A 20,312-nucleotide genomic window follows, 5' to 3' on the forward strand; every position below is an offset into this window, starting at 1 on the left:
TGCTGTCTAAACGCTGTTGGTTATTGGTATTTAAATTAACGTACTGATTAAGGTAAGTTGGTCATCAAATAACGAAAACTCTGTATTCACTCGATCAAATGCAGAAAGCTCATTGCTTTCTAAATATTTGACAACATAAAGTCGACCCAATAATAAATTACGCATGGCTTCACCCGCTAAATAGGCTAACTGAGTGTTATTTGACTGAGCTGCGCTTTGCATAATTTGGGTAAGTTCACGTTCCATTTGTGGGCCAATTATATTGAGCTGATTTAATACTAACTCATCACGGCGAACACGATATGCTTTGATAACGTTAAACGTTGCGTTGTATTGTTCTAACTCTTGAATGAGTTGAGAAACCATCTGCGTACGTTCAGGCTCATTGATTTCTTTTTTAGCTTCGCTCATGAGTCTATCGACTTCATCAAAATATTGTGTGTATTGACGAATATCTTTATCACTGCCTGTGAGCAAGAAGTCTTTTACATTCATACGTACCATAAGCATGTTTGATTGTAAGGTACTTGCGAGATTAGAATCTCGAGCTAATTCACGATAACTTTTAAAGCCATCATCAGCAGACTTCAACACTAAATAGGCGGTAAATCCAATTGCCGCAAGAATGAGAAGAATAAGAGTAAATGCAAAAATAAGTTTGGCTTTTAGTGTATTAAAAATGCCATAAGAGGGGGCTGCAGTGTCCATGCCTAGCTTCCTAAAAATGTACCAATAAGAGATGCAATTCTAAGAGATAGTTTAGTATTTAGACAAAATCAAAATTAAAATTAAAAGTGATTTTGATATAACTAAAATACACAGATTGTTCCGTTTTTGGAAATGATTTTTATTTCAAGTTGAGCTGAATCAAATTTTTATGAAGGTTTTATTGCATTTTGTGGTGAGAAAACAAAAGTGAAAGGCGTCATAATTATTTAAAGCTTAAGTAGCCAGCTTAGAGCTGGCTATTAATGTGGTTAATTCCAGCAACCATCTGTGAAACAGAATGTGTTTCGACCACCATTACAAAACTCTGTACCACACCAAGAATCAGAAGCTGGCGGCTTACCACCTGCAATCTTGTGTGTCGCGTCAGAAGGTAAAAGTGATTTGTCGTTAGACAGTGTTTTTAGTTTTTTACTGTTTAATTTTAGTTTCATTTTTATGATTTCCTTATAGTTAATAGCTCAATATGAGCAGCATGAATATAAACCAGTTGCAGTCTGAAAGGGGATTTTAAATGTAAATTGATATGTCTAAAATCTATTCAACCTTCAAAACAAAAGCGCTAAACTAGCTATACCTTGAAACAATTTTAGATAACTTCTTGAAACCTAGACTTCTTTTATATCCAAAAATCAGTGTTGCAAACGTATTTGCCAAAGAAACCGAGTTACTGACTCAATTACAACAAGGTGCACTTAACGAGGCGCTGGTGCTGTGGCAACCTGATGTACCAACTTTAGTGTTACCCTCAGGTAATAAATGGCAAAGCTCAAGTGCATTAGAGAATTTATTAATCGAGCAGGGGTGGCAGTTGTTTAGCCGAAAAACCGGCGGTGCTCCGGTTCCGCAAGTGCCTGGTGTGATTAATGTTTCGCATATGTATGTGTGGGAAGAAAAAGCGCCTTATTCAATACCTAAAGCCTATCAACGTTTTTGCGAAAAGTTGTCAGCCTTTTTTAAGCGGTATGACATTAATGTCGATATACATGCAACGCCAAACTCTTACTGTGATGGTGATTATAATTTAAATATTGAAGGCAAGAAGGTTGTAGGTACGGCTCAACGTGTTGTGTTAAAGCAAGGTGGAGGCAAGGTGATATTAGCCCAAGCCTGTATTTTGATTGATGCAGAAATAGAGGCAATTATTTCACCCGTTAATTTATGCTATGCACATCACCTTCAGGAAGAAAGGGTCAGTGCACAAGTGCATACTTGCTTAGTAGAGCACTTGTCGCATGTAGCTAGCGTAGAGTCTTATTTTCAGAATCTTATCAAGGCATTTTCTTAGTTTTATTTATCGCAGAGTCGTCATTCAAAGTGTTGCCTGAAAGAGATATCATTAAAGTGCATATAGATACATACGCCTTTGTTTTCAACACTCTGAAGTTCTATATGCCCCCCAAGGCGCTGAGTGACTAGGTTGTATACAATACTTAGTCCTAGACCGGTGCCGCCTTCACCTCTTTTGGTGGTTACAAAAGGTTCAAATACTTTATCAAGCAACTCCTCTTTGATACCTACTCCGTCATCACTGAATCTAAAATGTATTGTACCACTCACAAATTTACACGAGATATCAATATTTAATGGTCTACTAGGCACTTGCGCATGACGTAGGCTATTGACAAGAAAAATAGTAAAAATTTGGCTGAATGCGCCAAGGTAACTTTTTAATATCATGCCTTTAGGTATGTCTAATTGAACAGTAGCATTATGTTTTTCTATTTCATGCCTGAAACTTGAAAATAGGTTGTTTAAAAATTCTCTAACATCAAACTCTACAAGTTCGTCATATTCTTGATGTGATGCTACTTTTTTAAAGCTAGAGATCAGATCTGCGGAACGGTTTAAGTTGCTTTCTATTAGTGAAAGAGAGTCATCAAACTCTTGTAACAATATTTGAAGGTTCGATTTGGTAATTTTGCCATGTTTGAAGTCATGTTTTAAACACTCTACTTTTTCTCTTAAAAAAGATTCACTGGTAATTGCTATTCCTAGAGGTGTATTAAGTTCATGAGCAAACCCTTTCACTAATCCGCCCAAACTTGCCATTTTGGCATCTTCAACAAGTCTTTGTTGAGCAAGAGAGAGCCTTTCGAGTAGAGTTTCAAAATGCTTGAGTAGAGCATCTAAATCATCGCTAAAGTGCGCAAGTTCATCATTGCCTTTTAATTCTAAACGTTTACTGAAGTCTTCGGTTTTAGCTAATTTTCTTACAAATGATGTAATTTCTAATAAGGAGAATGTAATACGACGGTTAATTAAAAAAGAGATTGAAAGACTGAGAAAAGTAGTGGTTAAAATGAATAAGAAAGTGACTTTTAAGTGCTTTTTGGCAGCTTCAGTTTGCGCTTGTTTAATATGCATTGATAAGGAGTTAAAGCGCTCTTTTAATATAGTATTTAGCTGCGTATTTTTTCCTTTAAGTCCCTGCTTTGAATGTTGACCTTGAACCTCTAAGTGGTAAATATATTGAGTAAACCCTTGGATGTACTCATTGAGCTTAGTCATAAGAGTTTGTTTATTTTCTGGATATTTCGTTGTAACAAGATTTTGTGCTTGTTTTAGTAAGGCTGCATGATTTTCAAGGTATTTCGGTTCCCAGCGAAGCAAGTAATCTTTCTCGCGTCTTCTTATTTCTAAAATTAAAACTTCGAGTTCTAGATCATTTAGTAAGTTACTTTCTTTTTGAAGACGATGAACAGCTTGCCTAAAAAAAACTCTTAGGCCTCTATCTTCATCAAATCCGAGTCGTCTTTGTAATTTGATTTGTTCTTGCAGGTTACTTTCAAATTCTGAGATACCAATCTGTATTTGTTCTAGTAACAGAAGAGCTTCACTGTCTTGTTCTAATCTTTGTTTCATAGAAACTCTTTCAAGGGTGTAAGTCGTGCGAACGTCTTTTAATGAGTCTGCAATGTCTTGAGAGCGATAAAGTGTGAACTCAGTTTGAAGGTTTAGAAAATCGTTAAAGGCATATTTATAGTTCATTAATTGTTGGTTAGTTTTGTTAGCATGCTTGAACTGCTGATATAAAAACAAGCCACCAGCAAGTGCGACCACTAAACTGATGATGATACCTGCTTGAGAAATTGCAAACCCCGATTTTATCTTCATAACACCTGAAATTTGCCTCAGATTATATTAATGATTAGGTATTTATTAGTGTAAATATAGAGCATGTAACTAATTCTGTGAAAATCTGAGAGTAATGTAGCTTATAACTTTTATTTACATATTAATAACAACAATACACTCATAAATTCAAAATGCCAAATTTGGCTCAAAAAAATCTAAAGCCACTGAATTTAAAGATAAAAAAATAAAGAAAAATATTATAGAAAATTAATAAGATTCAATTCTGGCTTCTAACTATTGTTTGCTAAACAACAAAACGGTGTAAACGGAGCACACAATGGTTAAGAAAATCCTTTCAATATGCGTAGCATTAAGTTGCACACAGGCATATGCAGGAAGTCAGATTGTCAGTTACTTTGAGCCACCAACTGCCAGTATCCCTGCTGGTAGCTTTATGGCAAAAGATCACGCAGGTGAAGGCCGATATAAAGTAAATATGCAACCATTTCAAATGGCAAAATATGAGCTCACGGTGTCTGAATTCAGAAAGTTTGTTGAAGATACAGGCTACAAAGCACCAACAAACTGTATGCATGAAATAGGTCCAGGCTGGTTTGGTGCAGGTGAAAGAGATGGCTCGTGGGATGACAACTTCTTCAATCTGTCAGAATACCACCCAGTTGTTTGCATCGGTACAAAAGGGGCTGAAGATTATGCAAAGTGGCTTTCTGATAAAACAGGTAAACAGTATCGCTTAATGTCAGAAGCTCAGTGGCTGTATGTAATGAGAACAGGTGGTTATGACGATTATATTTCTGAAAATGGAAAAAAGCGCAATCAAGTATGTGAAATTGCAAACTTAGCAGATCAACATGCAAAAGCGATGACAGGCAAAATTTATCAAGCGCCTTATACATCAGCCTATACCATTGAGGATTGTAATGATAAAGAGATCCTATCCTCTACTGTGGGCTTATTTAAGGCCGATAGATATGGGGTACATGATTTACTGGGCAATATTCAAGAGGTGGTTGCTGATTGTTATGTAGATGGTAAACAACGTTTTCCTCAAGGTGGCGGACCTGTTACCCAAGAAAACTGTACTTCACGCATTGCCAAAGGTAGCAGTTGGCACTGGGAAGTTCCTGATTTAGATAGAAGAGGTGAAATGGCTGATGATTTTATCGCGGCCATAGAGGGGTTTCGTTTGGTGCTTGATACAAATGGTAAAGCCTTACCTGCTCAAGCCGGTAGCAGTGAATTTGTTGCAGGTTTAGCTAAAGCTCAAAAACAAGTCAAAATAGTACATGCTCAAATAGCTGATTATCCGAGTCAAGTGGCTAAACTTGCTTTAAAAGATAATGGTCGTAAGGTTACGCTAACTTGGCAGTATGACAAGGATATGACAGGAACAACATATAAAGTTATTCGCCAAGATTTAATTTCGAATGAAGAGCAAGTCCTTGCACAAGGTGTAACCGAGCTTAAGTTTGTAGATACAAAACCAAGTAAGCACAAAGCAAGATATAAAGTAACCGCGCAGATTGGCGAACGAGAAGGGCTGGCTTCAAATACCGTTGATTCAAACGCGATATTTACCCATGCGCTTCCAACGCGTATTCAAGCTGAGGCATTCAGTGAGGGGACGAATGTTGCTGTGCGCAACTCTTCGCAAGAGCCTAAGCATGACTTAGTATTTGCGAATATGCGTAATACCAGTGCTGATTATCAAATCAAAGTGAGTAAAGCGGGCAAATACACTATACAACCTAGGGTGTTTCATAGTGGTGAGAAACAGTCATTTGCTGTCATGCTGAATGATGAGCTATTAAAAGAAATTACGACAACGGGCGAGAATGGTTGGCAAACCGCTAAGGCAGTTCCGGTCACTTTTCCTAAAGGTACGCACACCTTAACGATTAAGCCAATTGGTGAACGTACTCGCTTATCAATTAATTGGTTGGATGTTAAAAAGCTATAGCCTCAAAAGAGGAACGAGAAAGCATGATTGAAATCGGTCCTGATTATCGTACACTAAAGCGATTCAGGGCCGAGAGCATTGCTACTCGAACAATTAAGAATATAAAGCAAAGGTTGCGAGTAGTATGATCCAGTTTTTAGATTTCCAGTTTGATGAAGTACAAACGATTTTGTTTAAAGACGCGCAAGTTATTGCATTAAATAGCACGCAATCTAAGCTACTCGCATTATTTATCTCAAAGCCTGAAAAGATTTTTAGTAAAGACGATATTTTGACTGAAGTGTGGCAAGGTAAAGTCGTATCAGAGCAGGTTGTTTTTCAAAACATCAGTCAATTGCGCACCATAATTGGTGATAACGCCATAAAGACTTTTCCAAAAAAAGGCTATCAATGGCAGCCAGAGCTTACATTCATTGAGTACTCTAAAGAGCAGCAGACTGGTGCTCCACAAGAAACGCCCATTGTTGAGCTATCAGATGAGCTTGAAGCTGATATTACTCTTGCTAATATGCGAGTAAACACACCACCGTTGCACTCTTCTGAAATTAAAACACACAAACCATACACTCGAATTATCGTGGGGTGTTGTACTTTATTGTGCTTAGTATTTGGTACTTTTTATTTTATAGATAAATATGAGCAACAAGGGGCATTTAAAAGCGCATTTGCACAATCAATTGAGAGTCAAAGCTCTGTAGAGCAAACACCAGCTGTGCACAATGATTTAATTTATCTTCCATTTACCGCTGACAGTGCTCGTCATTTCCAAGAGGACATAGATGAGCTGCACCTTGCATTAGACTTTGCCACTGCGAGTGATGAGTTAGATGCAAGAGAGTTTGTTAACTCTCCTTATATGCAGTATCAGCAGCTTAACCCAAATGATGCGCTTATTTTTACTGGGATCTTAAAACATAATGCTGACACGTCAACTCGTAAGCACATGCCTTTTTTATTAGAGCTGATAGTACAAGGGCCAGAGCGAAGCTGGGTAAGCTATATGTATGGTGCATCTATGCCAGATTTAGCAGATCAAGTAAAAGCCCTAATTGAGACTTTAGCGAGTACGAATTATTTTAGATTAAAAAGCGAATCATTGTTATCAGCAGAGCTTGCACTGATCAATGAAAGAGTGGGCTCGTCATTACATGTATTGCCGCTACTGGCATATCATCTTATTGATGACGATAAGTTTGATTCGGCAAGTGGTTACATTGAATTGTTACTGACAGAGAGTGAATTAAAACATCCACTTTATTATGCTTACGGAAAGTGGCTAAAAGGGCAGCTTTATAATGGTAAGCGTGATGCAATTAATGCAAAGACGTATTATGAACAAGCTGACCTGTTATTTTCGGATGCCCACATTTATGACCTTCAAGCTGAAGTCAATAAATCGTCAGCAGAGCTTGCGCATTCTGTGGCACATAATAAAGAAGACTTCGATGTCATACGCAGACATCTATACAAGGCTGCAAGTTTAGCCAGATTAGGCAAAAAACCTGTGGCCGAGATCCGCGCATATACTTTGCTTTCTATTAAAGCCAGCAAGTTTGGGATGAAAAAAGCACGTATTGATTATTTAATTCAAGCAAAAACACTATTGGCCGAATATCAATTAGATGGCTCGCACTACATGTTACCCATGTATCATTTTGCTATTTTTGCTGAGACCCTAGAAGAGCGGATTAAATTTTACCATGCAGTTTTAGATAAACCGGTTACACCAGAAAATTATTGGGTGTTTTTTTCTACAGCAGATAATTTATCAAAACTTTATCTTAAAGAGAATAAACCTGAAGAAGCCCTTGAAGTGATAGAGAAAATCACTGAGCCTGCTCGTTCAGCGTTATTGCATGCGCAATACTATCGCGCCCTAAACGATACTGATAAAGCAATCAATTATGCTAAGCGCTCATTCAATATTGGCCGTGGTCAACATATGAATTGGCTGAGTTTAAATAGTGCGTTGATTTTGTTAGAACTAAATCAAGCAAAAGGTGAAAGCCATGAACTTGCTGAATATCGAGAGTTTATAGCGGATCATGCCACTGAATGGTGGCTGAGTTGGCGAAAAGATAGACTCGCCAATGTCGGTATTGATATTGAAGAGCAAATGGCTGGGCTATAAGCGTTGCTTAGTTAGCTTCTGGGTATTTTTATAATGAAGCTTGCTCCCCCTAAACTCTTTGATGTTTTAATGGTTATTTGCCCATCAATCCAGCTGACGATACGCTCAACTAATGCGAGACCAATGCCGTAACCTGCTTTTAAGTTATGATTTTTCTTATTTAATCTGATAAATGGTTTAAGCACTTTTTCTCTATCTTCAGGAGCGATACCATCACCATCATCGTTAATCATAAGGTAAGTGAAGTCGTTATCTTGCTTGCATTCTAATTCAATGCGCTTTCGTGCATACTTGAATGCATTATTTAGTAAGTTACTCAATAACAGGTTTATGAAATGTGTCTCAGCTTTAATATAGCAAGGCGATTTTTGGACTTTTAGTTTACAACGAGGATCGTTAGCTTTTTCAACTTGTTGCTTTAATAACAAATTTAAGTCGAGTTCAGTTTTAAGCGTACTGTCTAATGTATGTTGCAATCTGGCAAAATTGAGTAAGGCGTCGACCAGAGCTTCCATATCATCTAAATTTTGATTAATACGGATTTCAAATTGCTCCTTTTGCCTAGGGTCATTTGTTTCGCATAATGTATCTAGCCCCATTCTTACTCGTGCTAGAGGCGTTCTTAGTTCATGGGATAAGCCTCCTGATAACAGCTTAATATCTTGCATTAATCGGTCAAGCTTCTCAGCCATATTATTAAACGCTACTTCAATTTCTTTTAAATACCAAAGAGAGCCGACCTTGAGTCTTTTATCTAATTGACCGTTGCCGATAGCGGTGGTTGCAGCACGCAACATGTATAGGCGATGCAGAAAAGGCGCTAAAAAAATCAGTATCAAAATCAATAGAGTGGAGTAAAAAATCAGCGTAAATAGCCAAGCGGTTTGATGACTTTCAGGTTCAATGCTGGTTTGAGTTACCAGCAATACTTGTTCTTTAGGGAGAGTTGCATAGGCCGTTAAACCTTCGTTTGATTCCAGAAATACAGCACCATCGGTGTTTATTTGTTTCAGTAAGCTGTGCGGTAGTGGGTAATCTTTTAACGATTGTAATTTATAGCTAAATCCTTCATTTTGAGAGTTACGATCAAGCCATTGGTTAAGCTTATGTGTTTCTATATCAGAGCCGAATGCGGAGGTAATCAGCTTTATTTGTGCGAGTAAGCTTTGTTGCTCTTGGCTAAATTGTCGCGCTTGATGCTGTAATTGGTTTTGTTCAAGTAAAGTATTAAACACTTGGCCCAATAGAATATTTCCAGCTAATACCACTATGGTCAGCGCAATTGCGAATCGCCACATTATTGCCATACCTCAGCGCAAAGTAAGTAACCCTTACCCCAAATCGTTTTAATTTTGTATGGTTCACCTGCATCATCTAAGAGCTTTTTTCTGAGTCTTGAAATTCGTAAATCAATGGTACGGTCAAAACCATCGTACTCAAATCCTCTAAGCTGTTGACTGAGTGATTCGCGACTGACGACTTGCCCTGCTTGTTTGGCTAAAAGCCATAATACATCAAACTCATTACTTGATAGTTTAAGAGAAGCTCCATTGAGTGTGACTAGTCGAGTGGGCTTACAAATGACTAAATTACCTAAAGAGATCGTATCGAGTTCAACCGTGCTTGTTGTCGAAGCCATTCTTCGTAATAAAGATTTGATGCGAGTTTCGAGTAGTCGGCCACGTACTGGTTTTGTAAGGTAGTCGTCAGCGCCCATCTCTAGGCCTAAAATTTCATCAATTTCTTCATCTCGTGCGGTGAGCATAATAATGGGCACATCTGATTTCAAGCGCAGTAATTTACACACCTCTAACCCATCCATTGAAGGCAGCATACCGTCTAGAATAATCAAATCAGGTGTATTGGCCGAGAGTGCTTGGTATGCAGTTAACCCATCATGATAAATCTGAACGGCATATTGCTTGGTTTCTAAGTAGTCACGGATCCACTCGGCCAATTCTCTATCATCTTCAACAAGTGCGATTGTAATCATAGTCTTTAAAACATGCGCCAGCGCATGGCCTTACTGTTATTCTTTTTATAAACCCAAGCATAGCGAACTGTTTGCGTTTGCAAAACTTGTTTGTCTGCAGTTTGCAGAGTGAGTACTAAGTCGTTTTTCATAGTGATTGGCTGTTTCAATACACCTTGCTTTTTGTTGTGCCAACATTGTAGTTTTCGCGAATTAGCAAAAAGACAGGTATTTTTTTTATTTTGGATTTGCCAGGTTACTTCTAATTCTAAATAACAGAGCTCGCCTTGCTTCAGCGTGGTACATTGCTTTGGAGAGATAGTTAGCGTGCCGTTTTTATAGTCCTCACTCTGTTTAGCTGAAGTCACTTTTGAAGCGATTAATACTGATAGTATTAGAGAAGTACGAAAAGTTGAATTCATCATCTTCTCCTAAAAAACGTAATGCAGAGATACATTAAATCGGCTGCCTGTATCACTACGATCTTCATTATATTTAAGGATGTTTTGGGTGTAAGGACTATTAACAATACTATCAGCGTAATTGGTATAGCTAAAAAAGCCTTCTAATAGCCAATTCTCGGTGATGGGTCTTTTTACTCCCATCTTATAGATAAAGTTGAAACCACCGTTGGCTTTAAAAGTTGGGTGGTACTTGGCAGATTCTGGAACGCCATAGTAGTAGTTAAGAATTTCATCATTACGATACTGAAAACCAACAGAGCTGAAAAGGTGCCAGTTTTGTATATTCCAACTCTTTCCTAACCAAGCCGCCGCATAATGACCACCACTGAAGTCACTTTTATTGGTATTGACCCCGTATAAGAACATGGCGTCTAACCCTGAGATTGTTCCTATAGCTCGAAGGCCTAAATATGGAGTGCTATTTTTCTCAAAGCTATCTTCGAGGTAATTATAATTAAGGTCGCCGTGGGCAGATGAGTAGAGCGCATCAAACTCCCAATCACCGACATTTAATAGGTTGTAGCCTAAGGCAAAGTTACTTTCAAACTTATCCGAACCTCCGGGTATCTCTAGAAAAAAACCATTTTTAAAGTAATAAGCGCCGCGAACGCTCAGTTTGCTGTCAAACCCCTCTGATTGATAAAGGCCTTTCTGATGCTCAAGAACAAAGCCTGGTGAAAAGTAACCGCCCGCATCGCGTTTATTGTTAAAGGCATCGGTTAAATTGCTTGGGCTTGTCTGGGCAGTAGCGAAGTTAAGAACAGTACATAGCAGCAAAGGCGTGATTAAGAGTATTTTCATTGCAATTTCTTGTATTTGTTAATTTGCATTCATATTAAAGCGGTAGAGCATGATAATCCGTATCAGTGTATCCCGAAATGTATCAATGTGTATCAAAAAAGTGAACAAGCAATCAGTGCTCAGGTTTCAAAGGTATGTTGATACACTTTGCTACAAACTGCCTTATGTCGTTACAACTCATATCCCTTTGTTTAGTTAGCCTAACCGTAACTTAATTTAAAAAGGATATAACAATGAAAACCAAACCGTATTTTGCATACCTAACTTGTTTAGCTGTGGCAATTGGATTAACTGCATGTGGTTCGAGTGGTGAATCAGCAAAACAGAATGCGCAACCAGTTAATCATGCTGGGCAGAAATTTGATTTCCAAGCTTTACTTAATAAAACGGTAGAAGGTGAAATACCTGGAGTCGTACTTTATATTGAATCGCCAGAACTTACGTTTCATGGTGCTGCTGGCGTTGCAGATATCAATGAGCAAACGCCTATGCAAATTGATGCGCGTATCCCAAATGGTAGTGCAGGTAAGAAGTTAACCGCATTAATGGCGTCTATGTTAGTAGACGATCAATTATTAGATTTAGACAAGCCCATTACAGCGTATTTATCTACTGATATCACCTCGCGTGTTGCTTATGCAGATACAATCACTACAAGACAAATGTTGCAGCATACTGCAGGGCTATTTGATTACTTAAATGAATCTGAAGGTGCATTTTACGACGCAGTGCTACAAGAACCTGATTCATTAAAAACAGATGCATTTGCAATGCAATTTGCCTATGACCAAGAGGCAAATTTTAAAGCTGGAAATGATTGGGCTTATTCCAATACGGGTTATATTCTCACTGGGCTCATCTTTGACACGTTACTTGGTGAGCATCATTCAAATGCGATGCGTCAACGAATTTTTGAGCCATTTGGCTTGGATAGTATGACCTATGGTGGCGTTGAGAAAGAATTTGCCACCATTAATTCAGGTTATTTTTTATCAGATGGAGAGCAAGTAGATACAAAGCCCTATTATCAGAATATAGGTGTAGCTGACGCGCCTGTAGTTGGCACAGCAAAAGATATGGCAGATGTACTGAAAATAATAGTGAATGGCGATCTATTAAGTACTACATCTCATGAATTAATGATGGCAGAGAGTAATTTTATTAATACTAATATTAGTGGGTTGAAGTATGGCTATGGGTTATTTAAAGAAAACATAAACGGTAAAGAAGTTATTCATCATCATGGTTCTGAGTTGGGCTATGCGACGTATAATTTTTATATTAAAGAGTCTAATACAAGTGCTGCTTTTTTAGTTAATTGCAATGGCTACACTGACTGTGACAATGCTCATAACAAGCTTTACATGCAATTACTGAAAGCATTAACCAAATAAAAGGTGATAAAAATGGGTGAGTCGTAAAAGAAACTCACCCATTGACTCGCTAATAAAGCCTAATTTATGTGACCTTATGGAAAAGTCAAATTAAGGAAGATGTGATACCATATATATACGTTCAGTAAACTGATAAGTTCACTCTAAGTTGTCTATTTCATCAAACAGGTATTCTAGGCCGTGTTGAGACTCTATTTGTGCCATTTCATGCGCGTTGTCTAACTCTAATTTTTTCTTCCTTATTTTTGACAATAATTCATCCTGATGGCTATTGCCAAGCTGCTTCAAAATTGAAATATCAAATTCATCGTCAATCATAAATCACCATAGAATTTAAACATTCAGTATTTATTGAACGAATTAAATGTAAGTTTGGATTAGTTTCATGAGAATTTACAGAGGGTGATCTCAGTTTTAGAAATGCTCGTAACATTTTATAGACAATTGTAGGAGTTGATATGTTTGGAATTTTTAAAAGAAACCCTAAAAAGAAGATGAGAAAGGAATACGACGCGCTTTTAGAAAAAGCTATGCATGCACAAAGAAACGGCGACATCCGAACATACTCTATGTTAACTGCCGATGCAGAGGCTTTGTGGCAAAAAATAGAGCAGCTACCTGATTAAATAAAGCCTGTGTTAATCCACAGGCTTTTCCATCTTTTTATTTTGGATATAGTGATTTACTTCATTCACTGTCGCTAACCAAAAGCCATTTTTAGGATCTTTTAAATAAACGAGGAGTTTTTCAAGGGCTTCTGATTTTACTGTATACAAACCTTCACTACCTACTTCATGACCAGCCAATACTATCCAAGCGTTTTTGAATTTCACAAGCTCTAACAAGGATTTCATCTCTTCAAATGATTTATTGTCCATATTGAAAGCGCGAATTTGCGCGGGATCGTAATAATTAGGGTCATTTGCCGTTTCATCGTTCCAAGTTCTGCCATATACAAAGGTTTCTGCGATAATGGGTACATAGCTTTGTACATGTTTGCCACGGCCAACAAACTTCTGCCCACAGGGATAAGCAAAGCCCTTGGCTGCAACTCCAGTGTGTTGCTTTATGTAGTTTTGAGCAAATTCAATATCTTGCTTTATAAAGTTAAGGTCGACTTGCTCTAAGCCTTTATTTTGCTGTCTCAGCCATTGAAAATTTCCAGTACACAGGTGATTGGCTGTGTGATTTGCTATTTCATGTCCGGCCTGGGCGGCTTGTTTCCATTGTTTTTCTTTGCCTTGCATATGGTGCGGCATTAAATAGAACGTGGCTTTTACCTGGTGTTTATTGAGTATGGGTAAACCAACTTCAACTTGAGATTTTCTGGCGTCATCAAAACTTATGCTAATCGCATGCTTTGCGTTATTTGGATAAAAAGCAAAGCTCACAGAGGCAGAGAGTGCATAGGCAGCAATTGAGCCGCTTATTAAACCTTTCATCATTAGTTACTCCTTATGAATTGTTCTCATCAACTTATCGGTACACAGTGAATACGGCAAGCAAATAAGCATGATTTGAACTTGAGATATTTTAAATAAGGTGAATTAGATAAAGTGGATAAATTTATCCAAAATATTTAAATGCAAAAAACACAATAAAGTTGCCTATACTAATTGCAGGTGTTTATGAGGAAGTGGCCCAAGTTTGAATGTAGATAAGCAAGCATTTTTTTCTATTGAGCATAAAAAGGTTGCGATATTAACCACGGTGGCTTGGTATTGTTTGTTCTTGCATGTAGGGCTGATTTTCTTCTTTGCTTTTATTGAAGCTTATTGGTTATCTATATTAAATGTATTGAGCGTTACGTGCTGGGCTATTAGTATAAATTGTTTTGCAACTGAGCGGTTATCTTGCGCACTTCAATTGGTGTGTTTTGAAGTTCTAGTCCATTCAGTCGCAGTGTGTGTCACTTTTGGAATAGAGCTGGGTTTTCATTATTATTTATGGGCAATAGCATGTATTTTATTGGTTGAACAATCAATACCATTAGTACGCTCTATTGCTTTTGCTGCATTGATGATGCTTAGTTTTGCGCTGCTTGTTACTTTGGATTTTCCCCATTTAAGTGACTTTACTTATCCTAACTTATTGCCTTATATACACTTTTTAAATGTTATGATCAGTGGCTTGCCGATGATTTATGCACTAGCTTCCCTGCGAGAAATGAGTATCAACTCTCGGGAAGAATTAGCTTTAATGGCCAGTAAAGATGCACTAACTGGGTTGCATAACAGGCGGTTTGCGCAAAGGCATTTAAGTAATATTCGCTGGTTTGAAGAGCATCACAGAGAGAGTGTTTATATCGTAATGGCCGATATAGATCATTTTAAAAAAATAAACGATAGCTTTGGCCATGAGCGCGGAGATGAAGTGCTACGCATTGTTTCGAGCATTTTTATTGATTGTTTTGAGCCTCCTAACCTAGTGATCCGATGGGGAGGGGAAGAGTTCTTATTTGTTATTCATGAAAGTGATAAGTATACAGTTCAACGCTTTATAGATTTGATCACCACTCTTTTACTGCAACATAAGGTGAGTCGAGAACAATTAAATGCAACGTTAAGCTTTGGCGTTGCTAAATGGCAACGTGACATGAGTTTTGAAACTGCAGTGTCTCGGGCAGATCAAGCCCTTTACGAAAGCAAACGTTTAGGTAGAGATAGGGTTACTTATTTCGATTGAGCAAGTATTCAAACAGTTTCTAACATCTTAAAACACACCCTCACAGACTCTCACAGACTCTAGTTTTAATTAATGTCATATTTACTCTCGGTTTAAGGGAGCTTGAACTATTTAAAACGTTATGCTTTGAAAAAATCATTAATGCACTTTTATTGAATGCATGTTAGTGGTTTCAACGTTTTAAAATAGGCAATAATTAAACTTAAGTTGAAGCATCATTAAAATGATGTAGAAATGGATTTGATTATTTTTACATTAAATACAATATGTTAATTGAAGTTTTATTCGATTTTTAAGCTTTGACAGTTAAAAAACAGAGTTTATAAATATCGCAATTCTTTAAATTAAATGATCGCTAATTTTTCTCGTAAGATAAGATTTTCTAACTTATTTGGGGAAATAAAAATTTAAATTAGGATTTCAAAATGTTAAGAGCAACACTATCTGCAGCTATTCTAGCTGGTGCTTTTTTTGTAGCACCAGCAAAAGCAAACAATGTTAACCCTTGGCAACAGTGTGGCCTAGGTGCAATGGTTTTCCCAGATAACGGCACTGCAGCTGCTATATCTAACGTAATCTGGGACCTTGGTACAACAGCTGTTTCTTCAAACGTTTCTTCACAAGAAACTTGTGAAGGTGCAGACGTTAAGACTGCTCAGTTCATTCAGCAAACTTTCCCTGTACTTGAGCAAGAAATTGCACAGGGTGAAGGCGAGTACGTAGCTGCAATGCTAAAAGTACGTGGTTGTGAAGCTACAGCACACGCTGACATCGTTTCTGCAATCCGTAACGATTATGCTGACAAGCAAGCTACTGATGCTCAGGCACTTTACAGCATCGTAGAAAGTCAAGTAACTAGTCAGTTCGCTGCTAGTTGTTCTGTAATCTAATTGATTGAGTGGGCAGTAATGCCCACTTTCTTCTTATGCTAAGACGTATCTCATCATTACTACTTTGCTCTACTCTGTCATTTAGCACTTATTCTGCATCTGATATTGAACAACTTGCACAGCACCCAACATGGTTAAAGTTAGGTCATTATAAATCACCGCAAGAGCTTAAAAGTTATATCATCAGTGATGATTTCTTCTTGTCACCTAGAGGTAAAGATGATCCTTATCGTGAACTTGAAGCGACTATCAACGCCTTTAATAAACAGCCTGAAAAACAATGTCGATATCCCGCTAGATATCAATGGTTGCTGCAACAAGGTATAAAGTTTAAACAGCCAAGCAGTGATTGCGATGAGTTAACCCAATGGCGAGAGGGCCAACCCATTCACTCGGTTAGTTTGGTTTTTGCATCAGGCTATATGAGTAACCCGGCATCCCTCTATGGTCATATGCTGTTAAAATTAAACAGAGCGACAGAATCACATAACCAGTTACTTGATTACAGTATCAATTATGGTGCCATTGTGCCTGACAACGAAAATGGTCTTGTTTATATTAGCAAAGGATTATTTGGCGGCTACGTTGCAGGGTTTTCTGATCAATTATTTTATCGTCATCAACACAATTATGGTGAAGTAGAACTCAGAGACTTATGGGAATATGAGCTTAATTTAACTACAGATGAAGTACGTTTTATTAGTAACCATATTTGGGAGTTAATGGGGGCAAAATACACTTATTATTTTGCCGATGAAAACTGTGCATTTCACATTGCCAAAGTGATTGAGTTGGTCGCAGGCGATAAACTAACAAATGAGCTGTCACCTTGGGTGATCCCTGCAACTATTTTTTCCAAGTTAGCTGAGGCAGAACATAACGACCAGTCTTTAGTTCGAGATATTAAATTTACTCCCTCGAGAAGTAGTACGTTTTATCAGTATCAACAACACTTAAATGAACAAGAAAATGCACTGGCAAAGCGTATTTTTAACAATGCAGAATTATTAAAAAGTGCAGACTTCGTATCACTGAATGTGCAGACTCAGAAAAAAATCATCGAAGTGCTATTTGAATTTGTTCAGCTTCAGCAGTTAAGACAGTATGAGTCTGAACATATTAAAGTAATCAAAAAAGCTTTGGTCAGAGCAAGGTTGAAATTGCCAATAGGTAATGAGATTAAAGTGGGTAACTATCAGCAAAGTGCGCCTCATAAAGCACAAAAGCCATCAAATTATTCAGTTTCAGCATTAGATGTGGGCTCTAAAACTCAGTCTAATCTGGGGTTTCGCTTAAGTTATTTTGATTCACTCGCATCTGACATCGCGCGAGTACCTTACTCGAATTTAGAAATGCTAGATGTTGAAGTCGCAGTTCGTGATTCAAATATGTATTTAGATAAACTGCACATACTTGATTTAGAGTCTTTCAATCCAGCGTATACAGACTGGGTAAACGAAGGAGGTTGGTCTTGGCAGCTTAATTTAGGATTTGAGCGTGATAGAACAAATTGCCAAGGCTGCAAAAGCACCTTTGCAATGGGTGGCGCTGGTAAATCCATGCTATTTAATAATGACCGTAGTTTAGTGTATGGCATGGTAAACGGATATTTTGGCGAGCTAGCAAGCACTGCACAGTTAATTGATGCATCTATTGAAGTCGGTGTGATCAGTGATATTTACCAAGATATTAAAATGCGTGCTGCCATTGAACGTTTCTATCATAAGCAGACGGCTGAGTTGAGTAAAAATGTTGAGCTTGTGGTGCCCATAAATCAAGATACTGATCTCCGATTGATATATAAATCATCGGAGCAAACACTTTGGCAGTTGAAGTTAAATTACTATTGGAATTAACTTTTACTTTTTAACCTATTTGCGCTTTCAACTGTGGCTGAGAGCGCTTTTGGTTATTTTTCCTTTCTTTATAAACAAAATAGCCAAGCGATCCGGCACTTAGCAATGCCCCTAAAGCGCCAGTGATAATACTGAGCTCTCGCAAAAAGTCATTCCAATCTACTTGGGCAATCACAAGGCTCTGATACACCATCACGCCGACTGTGCCTAAATAACCAAATGAGTCCGCTAGATAAGTTAAAAAGCCAACATTGGCAGGGCGGTTAAATGTTGCAATTAAGCGTTCGAATAGTGTGGTTGAGAAAGGCACATAGGCGAGGTAGAGACCAACACCATTTAGCACCATCCAATAAATAGGGCTCAACATTCCCTGTTGATAGGCGAGCGAGCTTAATAAGGTGATTGTGAATCCGGCAAAAATGAGTAAATGATTAATCACCATTGCAAGGTGGTTGTCTTTAATCAGTTTGAGTAGAGCCACAATGACGAGCACCACCAAAGCAATGGGTAGCTCAGTGAGCGTAAATAGTTCAGGAGTGCCATCAAGTCCAGTTGCCAGCCATACATCGGCAGCGAAATTATCTCGTAAATCTCTAAGCACTGTGAGCAGCACATACCCTATGATTAATAATGTCAGACCAAAACCTAATAACTGTAGTAATTCTTTGCGGCTTGCTTTGGTCATGGGGACACGGGCGCAGCGTTGCTTTATGTCTTCTTGATTAGGGGGCGGTAATTGGTCAAGCATCCACACTGATAAAATCAAGAGTGGTAAGAAGCAAGTGGCCGTTACAAAGGGCATCCAAAGTTCATTAACACCATAATCAATTATCAAATAACTACCGACGGTTTTTACTAACCCAGAGGCAACAATAAAGCTAGTGCATAACCCTGCGGCTAATATTTCAGTGACCCTGCGGCCTTCTAAATAACTAAATACGATCCCCCATACCATGCCGAGCGGCAAGCCATTTAATAGCATAAAAACAGCATTGTAAGGTTGTGGGGCAAGTGCAAAACCAAGTAGTGCCGCCCAAGCGAAGAAAACTAAAACTAAAATTGCCTTTGCTCTACCGTGACTTTGTAATTCAGAGATGACTTTAATGCCAATGAATTTAGAGAGCGCATAACCAAAAATTTGTGCCGTTAAATAAAGCGTTTTAAGTGATAGGCCTAACAGTGAGGTATCAGCATAAAGGCCAACAGAAACAGGTTTTCGAAAGCCGTACATAAATGCGTAAGTACTACAGGCTGCAATAATGGCATAGATACAAAACAGCAGGGTATTGCTGCTGAGTTTATCGTGTAATAGATTACCAAAAACACTGAGCATATGACAGACCTTTTATAAATGCTTTGATCTGGTATGCACCAAACAAGCTAGAGTTCTTGCTCAGTGTAGGGGTTGTACATTGCAGGAATTTTACAGTTTTTTTGTTGAGCTCAGCTATTTTCACTCAACAAATGAAGTGTTGTTAAAATTGAAGTTTGGCTTTGTTTTCAATCATTAAGGCGTCATGGCGCCAGTATTCACGATCAAATTCAAAAGCCACACCATTAAGATCTCGAACAATTCGAGTGACTTTTAAGCCTAACGCGCCGTCATAGGTATCGAGTAATTGTGCTATGGGGTTAAACAAGCAGCAAGATTCTACAGCGATGTCATAAAGTACATCATGATGTTGGTAAGTGTTTTTTAATAACACACTGATTGATAATGATAAGTCGTATTTATCAATATTTGGCAAATGCTTATTGCTGAAGTTTAGATTTTCGACCACGACAGCACGCCCATCGACAGAGCGCACACGTAATATACTGGTTAAACTAGCCCTGCCATCAAGGGCTAGCGCAGTTGCTATTTCTCTACAGGGCTTTTGCTTTTTTTGTTCTATTAGCTCTGTGCTAGGTTGAAACCCTTGCGCTGTAGTGTATTGCAAAAATGAGGCATGTTGCATTGGATCGTATTTAAGTTTCCTTGGGCATACATACCAACCACTGCGGTTTTTACGGTAAATAAGACCCATATTTTCAAGTTGCCCAAGCGCTTGTCTAAGTGTTGAGCGGGCAATATCAAACGTCGCACAGAGTTCTCGTTCTGAAGGCAAGCTGCCTGTTAATTGTTGCTCTGTTATTTGTTTGGTTAGTACTTCACGCACTTGGGCGTAGGCAAAGCTTTGGGTACTCATTCAGGGTCTTAATTCACAGATACACTTGGTTCTTTATTGGTATCACATCACTCACCGCTGAACAAGCGCTTACTTAAAAATACACTTTTTGGTCCGTACCAGTTTTTTAAATAATACATATTTCTGTCAAGTCCCTGTAATAATC

19 protein-coding genes are annotated in these 20,312 nt (G+C 38.1%); 8 read left to right on the plus strand and 11 right to left on the minus strand.

The window, feature by feature from the left end; translation table 11 throughout:
* Positions 1 to 30 precede the first annotated feature (30 nt).
* Both CWB72_RS15510 and CWB72_RS15515 read right to left on the minus strand, forming a co-directional pair.
* A complete protein-coding gene (locus CWB72_RS15510) occupies positions 31 to 708 on the minus strand; it encodes a CHASE3 domain-containing protein (protein WP_138633212.1) in 678 nt (225 codons plus the stop codon).
* Positions 709 to 977: 269 nt separating this feature from the next.
* Positions 978 to 1,160 (minus strand): hypothetical protein, encoded by a 183-nt coding sequence (locus CWB72_RS15515; RefSeq protein ID WP_130256856.1) that lies wholly within the window; start codon positions 1,158 to 1,160, stop codon positions 978 to 980.
* Positions 1,161 to 1,327: 167 nt separating this feature from the next.
* Here CWB72_RS15515 and CWB72_RS15520 point away from each other — a divergent pair, with 167 nt between their 5' ends.
* Positions 1,328 to 2,014, plus strand: a complete 687-nt coding sequence (locus CWB72_RS15520; RefSeq protein WP_138633215.1) for a lipoate--protein ligase family protein — start codon at positions 1,328 to 1,330, stop codon at positions 2,012 to 2,014.
* A 20-nt stretch (positions 2,015 to 2,034) separates the two neighbouring features.
* Here CWB72_RS15520 and CWB72_RS15525 read toward each other — a convergent pair whose 3' ends face one another.
* Entirely contained in the window at positions 2,035 to 3,843 is a 1,809-nt protein-coding gene (locus CWB72_RS15525; RefSeq protein ID WP_138633218.1) for a sensor histidine kinase, read from the minus strand.
* A 298-nt stretch (positions 3,844 to 4,141) separates the two neighbouring features.
* Between CWB72_RS15525 and CWB72_RS15530 the strand changes: the two genes are divergently transcribed.
* Complete coding sequence (locus CWB72_RS15530) at positions 4,142 to 5,785, plus strand: SUMF1/EgtB/PvdO family nonheme iron enzyme (RefSeq protein WP_138633221.1); 1,644 nt, start codon at positions 4,142 to 4,144, stop codon at positions 5,783 to 5,785.
* Positions 5,786 to 5,909: 124 nt separating this feature from the next.
* Positions 5,910 to 7,916 (plus strand): winged helix-turn-helix domain-containing protein, encoded by a 2,007-nt coding sequence (locus tag CWB72_RS15535; RefSeq protein WP_138633224.1) that lies wholly within the window; start codon positions 5,910 to 5,912, stop codon positions 7,914 to 7,916.
* Positions 7,917 to 7,927: 11 nt separating this feature from the next.
* Here the strand turns inward: CWB72_RS15535 and CWB72_RS15540 are convergent, their stop codons facing one another.
* The 4 genes from CWB72_RS15540 to CWB72_RS15555 are packed head-to-tail and all read right to left on the minus strand — an operon-like array spanning position 7,928 to position 11,153.
* Positions 7,928 to 9,214: an ATP-binding protein gene (locus CWB72_RS15540; RefSeq protein ID WP_171037330.1), complete on the minus strand. Its 1,287-nt coding sequence runs from the start codon at positions 9,212 to 9,214 to the stop codon at positions 7,928 to 7,930.
* Positions 9,214 to 9,909, minus strand: coding sequence for a response regulator transcription factor (locus CWB72_RS15545; protein WP_138633230.1), 696 nt, complete (start codon positions 9,907 to 9,909; stop codon positions 9,214 to 9,216). Before CWB72_RS15545 ends, CWB72_RS15540 begins: the two co-directional genes overlap by 1 nt.
* Positions 9,910 to 9,914: 5 nt before the next feature.
* Positions 9,915 to 10,310 carry a DUF3019 domain-containing protein gene (locus tag CWB72_RS15550; RefSeq protein ID WP_171037331.1) on the minus strand — a complete coding sequence of 132 codons (396 nt, stop codon included), beginning with the start codon at positions 10,308 to 10,310 and terminating at the stop codon, positions 9,915 to 9,917.
* Positions 10,311 to 10,319: 9 nt separating this feature from the next.
* Entirely contained in the window at positions 10,320 to 11,153 is an 834-nt protein-coding gene (locus CWB72_RS15555; RefSeq protein WP_138633236.1) for a MipA/OmpV family protein, read from the minus strand.
* Between the two features lie 233 nt (positions 11,154 to 11,386).
* Between CWB72_RS15555 and CWB72_RS15560 the strand changes: the two genes are divergently transcribed.
* Positions 11,387 to 12,547 carry a serine hydrolase domain-containing protein gene (locus CWB72_RS15560; RefSeq protein WP_138633239.1) on the plus strand — a complete coding sequence of 387 codons (1,161 nt, stop codon included), beginning with the start codon at positions 11,387 to 11,389 and terminating at the stop codon, positions 12,545 to 12,547.
* A gap of 138 nt (positions 12,548 to 12,685) precedes the next feature.
* Here CWB72_RS15560 and CWB72_RS15565 read toward each other — a convergent pair whose 3' ends face one another.
* Positions 12,686 to 12,865: a hypothetical protein gene (locus CWB72_RS15565; protein ID WP_130256866.1), complete on the minus strand. Its 180-nt coding sequence runs from the start codon at positions 12,863 to 12,865 to the stop codon at positions 12,686 to 12,688.
* Between the two features lie 140 nt (positions 12,866 to 13,005).
* On the opposite strand from CWB72_RS15565, the gene CWB72_RS15570 reads away from it, so the two are divergent.
* Positions 13,006 to 13,173, plus strand: coding sequence for a DUF6435 family protein (locus tag CWB72_RS15570; protein ID WP_130256867.1), 168 nt, complete (start codon positions 13,006 to 13,008; stop codon positions 13,171 to 13,173).
* A gap of 12 nt (positions 13,174 to 13,185) precedes the next feature.
* Here the strand turns inward: CWB72_RS15570 and CWB72_RS15575 are convergent, their stop codons facing one another.
* Positions 13,186 to 13,992, minus strand: coding sequence for a polysaccharide deacetylase family protein (locus CWB72_RS15575; protein WP_252371575.1), 807 nt, complete (start codon positions 13,990 to 13,992; stop codon positions 13,186 to 13,188).
* 202 nt (positions 13,993 to 14,194) lie between these two features.
* Between CWB72_RS15575 and CWB72_RS15580 the strand changes: the two genes are divergently transcribed.
* The 3 genes from CWB72_RS15580 to CWB72_RS15590 all read left to right on the plus strand — a co-directional run bounded on the left by CWB72_RS15580 (position 14,195) and on the right by CWB72_RS15590 (position 17,978).
* Positions 14,195 to 15,232: a GGDEF domain-containing protein gene (locus CWB72_RS15580; protein WP_138633242.1), complete on the plus strand. Its 1,038-nt coding sequence runs from the start codon at positions 14,195 to 14,197 to the stop codon at positions 15,230 to 15,232.
* Between the two features lie 425 nt (positions 15,233 to 15,657).
* The gene (locus CWB72_RS15585) at positions 15,658 to 16,122 is read left to right on the plus strand and encodes a DUF3015 family protein (RefSeq protein WP_138633245.1); all 465 of its coding nucleotides are present in this window, start codon (positions 15,658 to 15,660) and stop codon (positions 16,120 to 16,122) included.
* Positions 16,123 to 16,157: 35 nt separating this feature from the next.
* Positions 16,158 to 17,978, plus strand: a complete 1,821-nt coding sequence (locus tag CWB72_RS15590) for an Lnb N-terminal periplasmic domain-containing protein (protein ID WP_138633248.1) — start codon at positions 16,158 to 16,160, stop codon at positions 17,976 to 17,978.
* Between the two features lie 10 nt (positions 17,979 to 17,988).
* On the opposite strand, the gene CWB72_RS15595 is transcribed toward CWB72_RS15590, so the two are convergent.
* Both CWB72_RS15595 and CWB72_RS15600 read right to left on the minus strand, forming a co-directional pair.
* Complete coding sequence (locus CWB72_RS15595) at positions 17,989 to 19,311, minus strand: DUF5690 family protein (protein ID WP_138633251.1); 1,323 nt, start codon at positions 19,309 to 19,311, stop codon at positions 17,989 to 17,991.
* A gap of 142 nt (positions 19,312 to 19,453) precedes the next feature.
* Entirely contained in the window at positions 19,454 to 20,167 is a 714-nt protein-coding gene (locus tag CWB72_RS15600) for a UTRA domain-containing protein (protein ID WP_138633254.1), read from the minus strand.
* Between the last annotated feature and the right edge of the window lie 145 nt (positions 20,168 to 20,312).

It is taken from the genome of Pseudoalteromonas phenolica (genome assembly GCF_005886345.1).
GTDB lineage: Bacteria > Pseudomonadota > Gammaproteobacteria > Enterobacterales > Alteromonadaceae > Pseudoalteromonas > Pseudoalteromonas phenolica_A.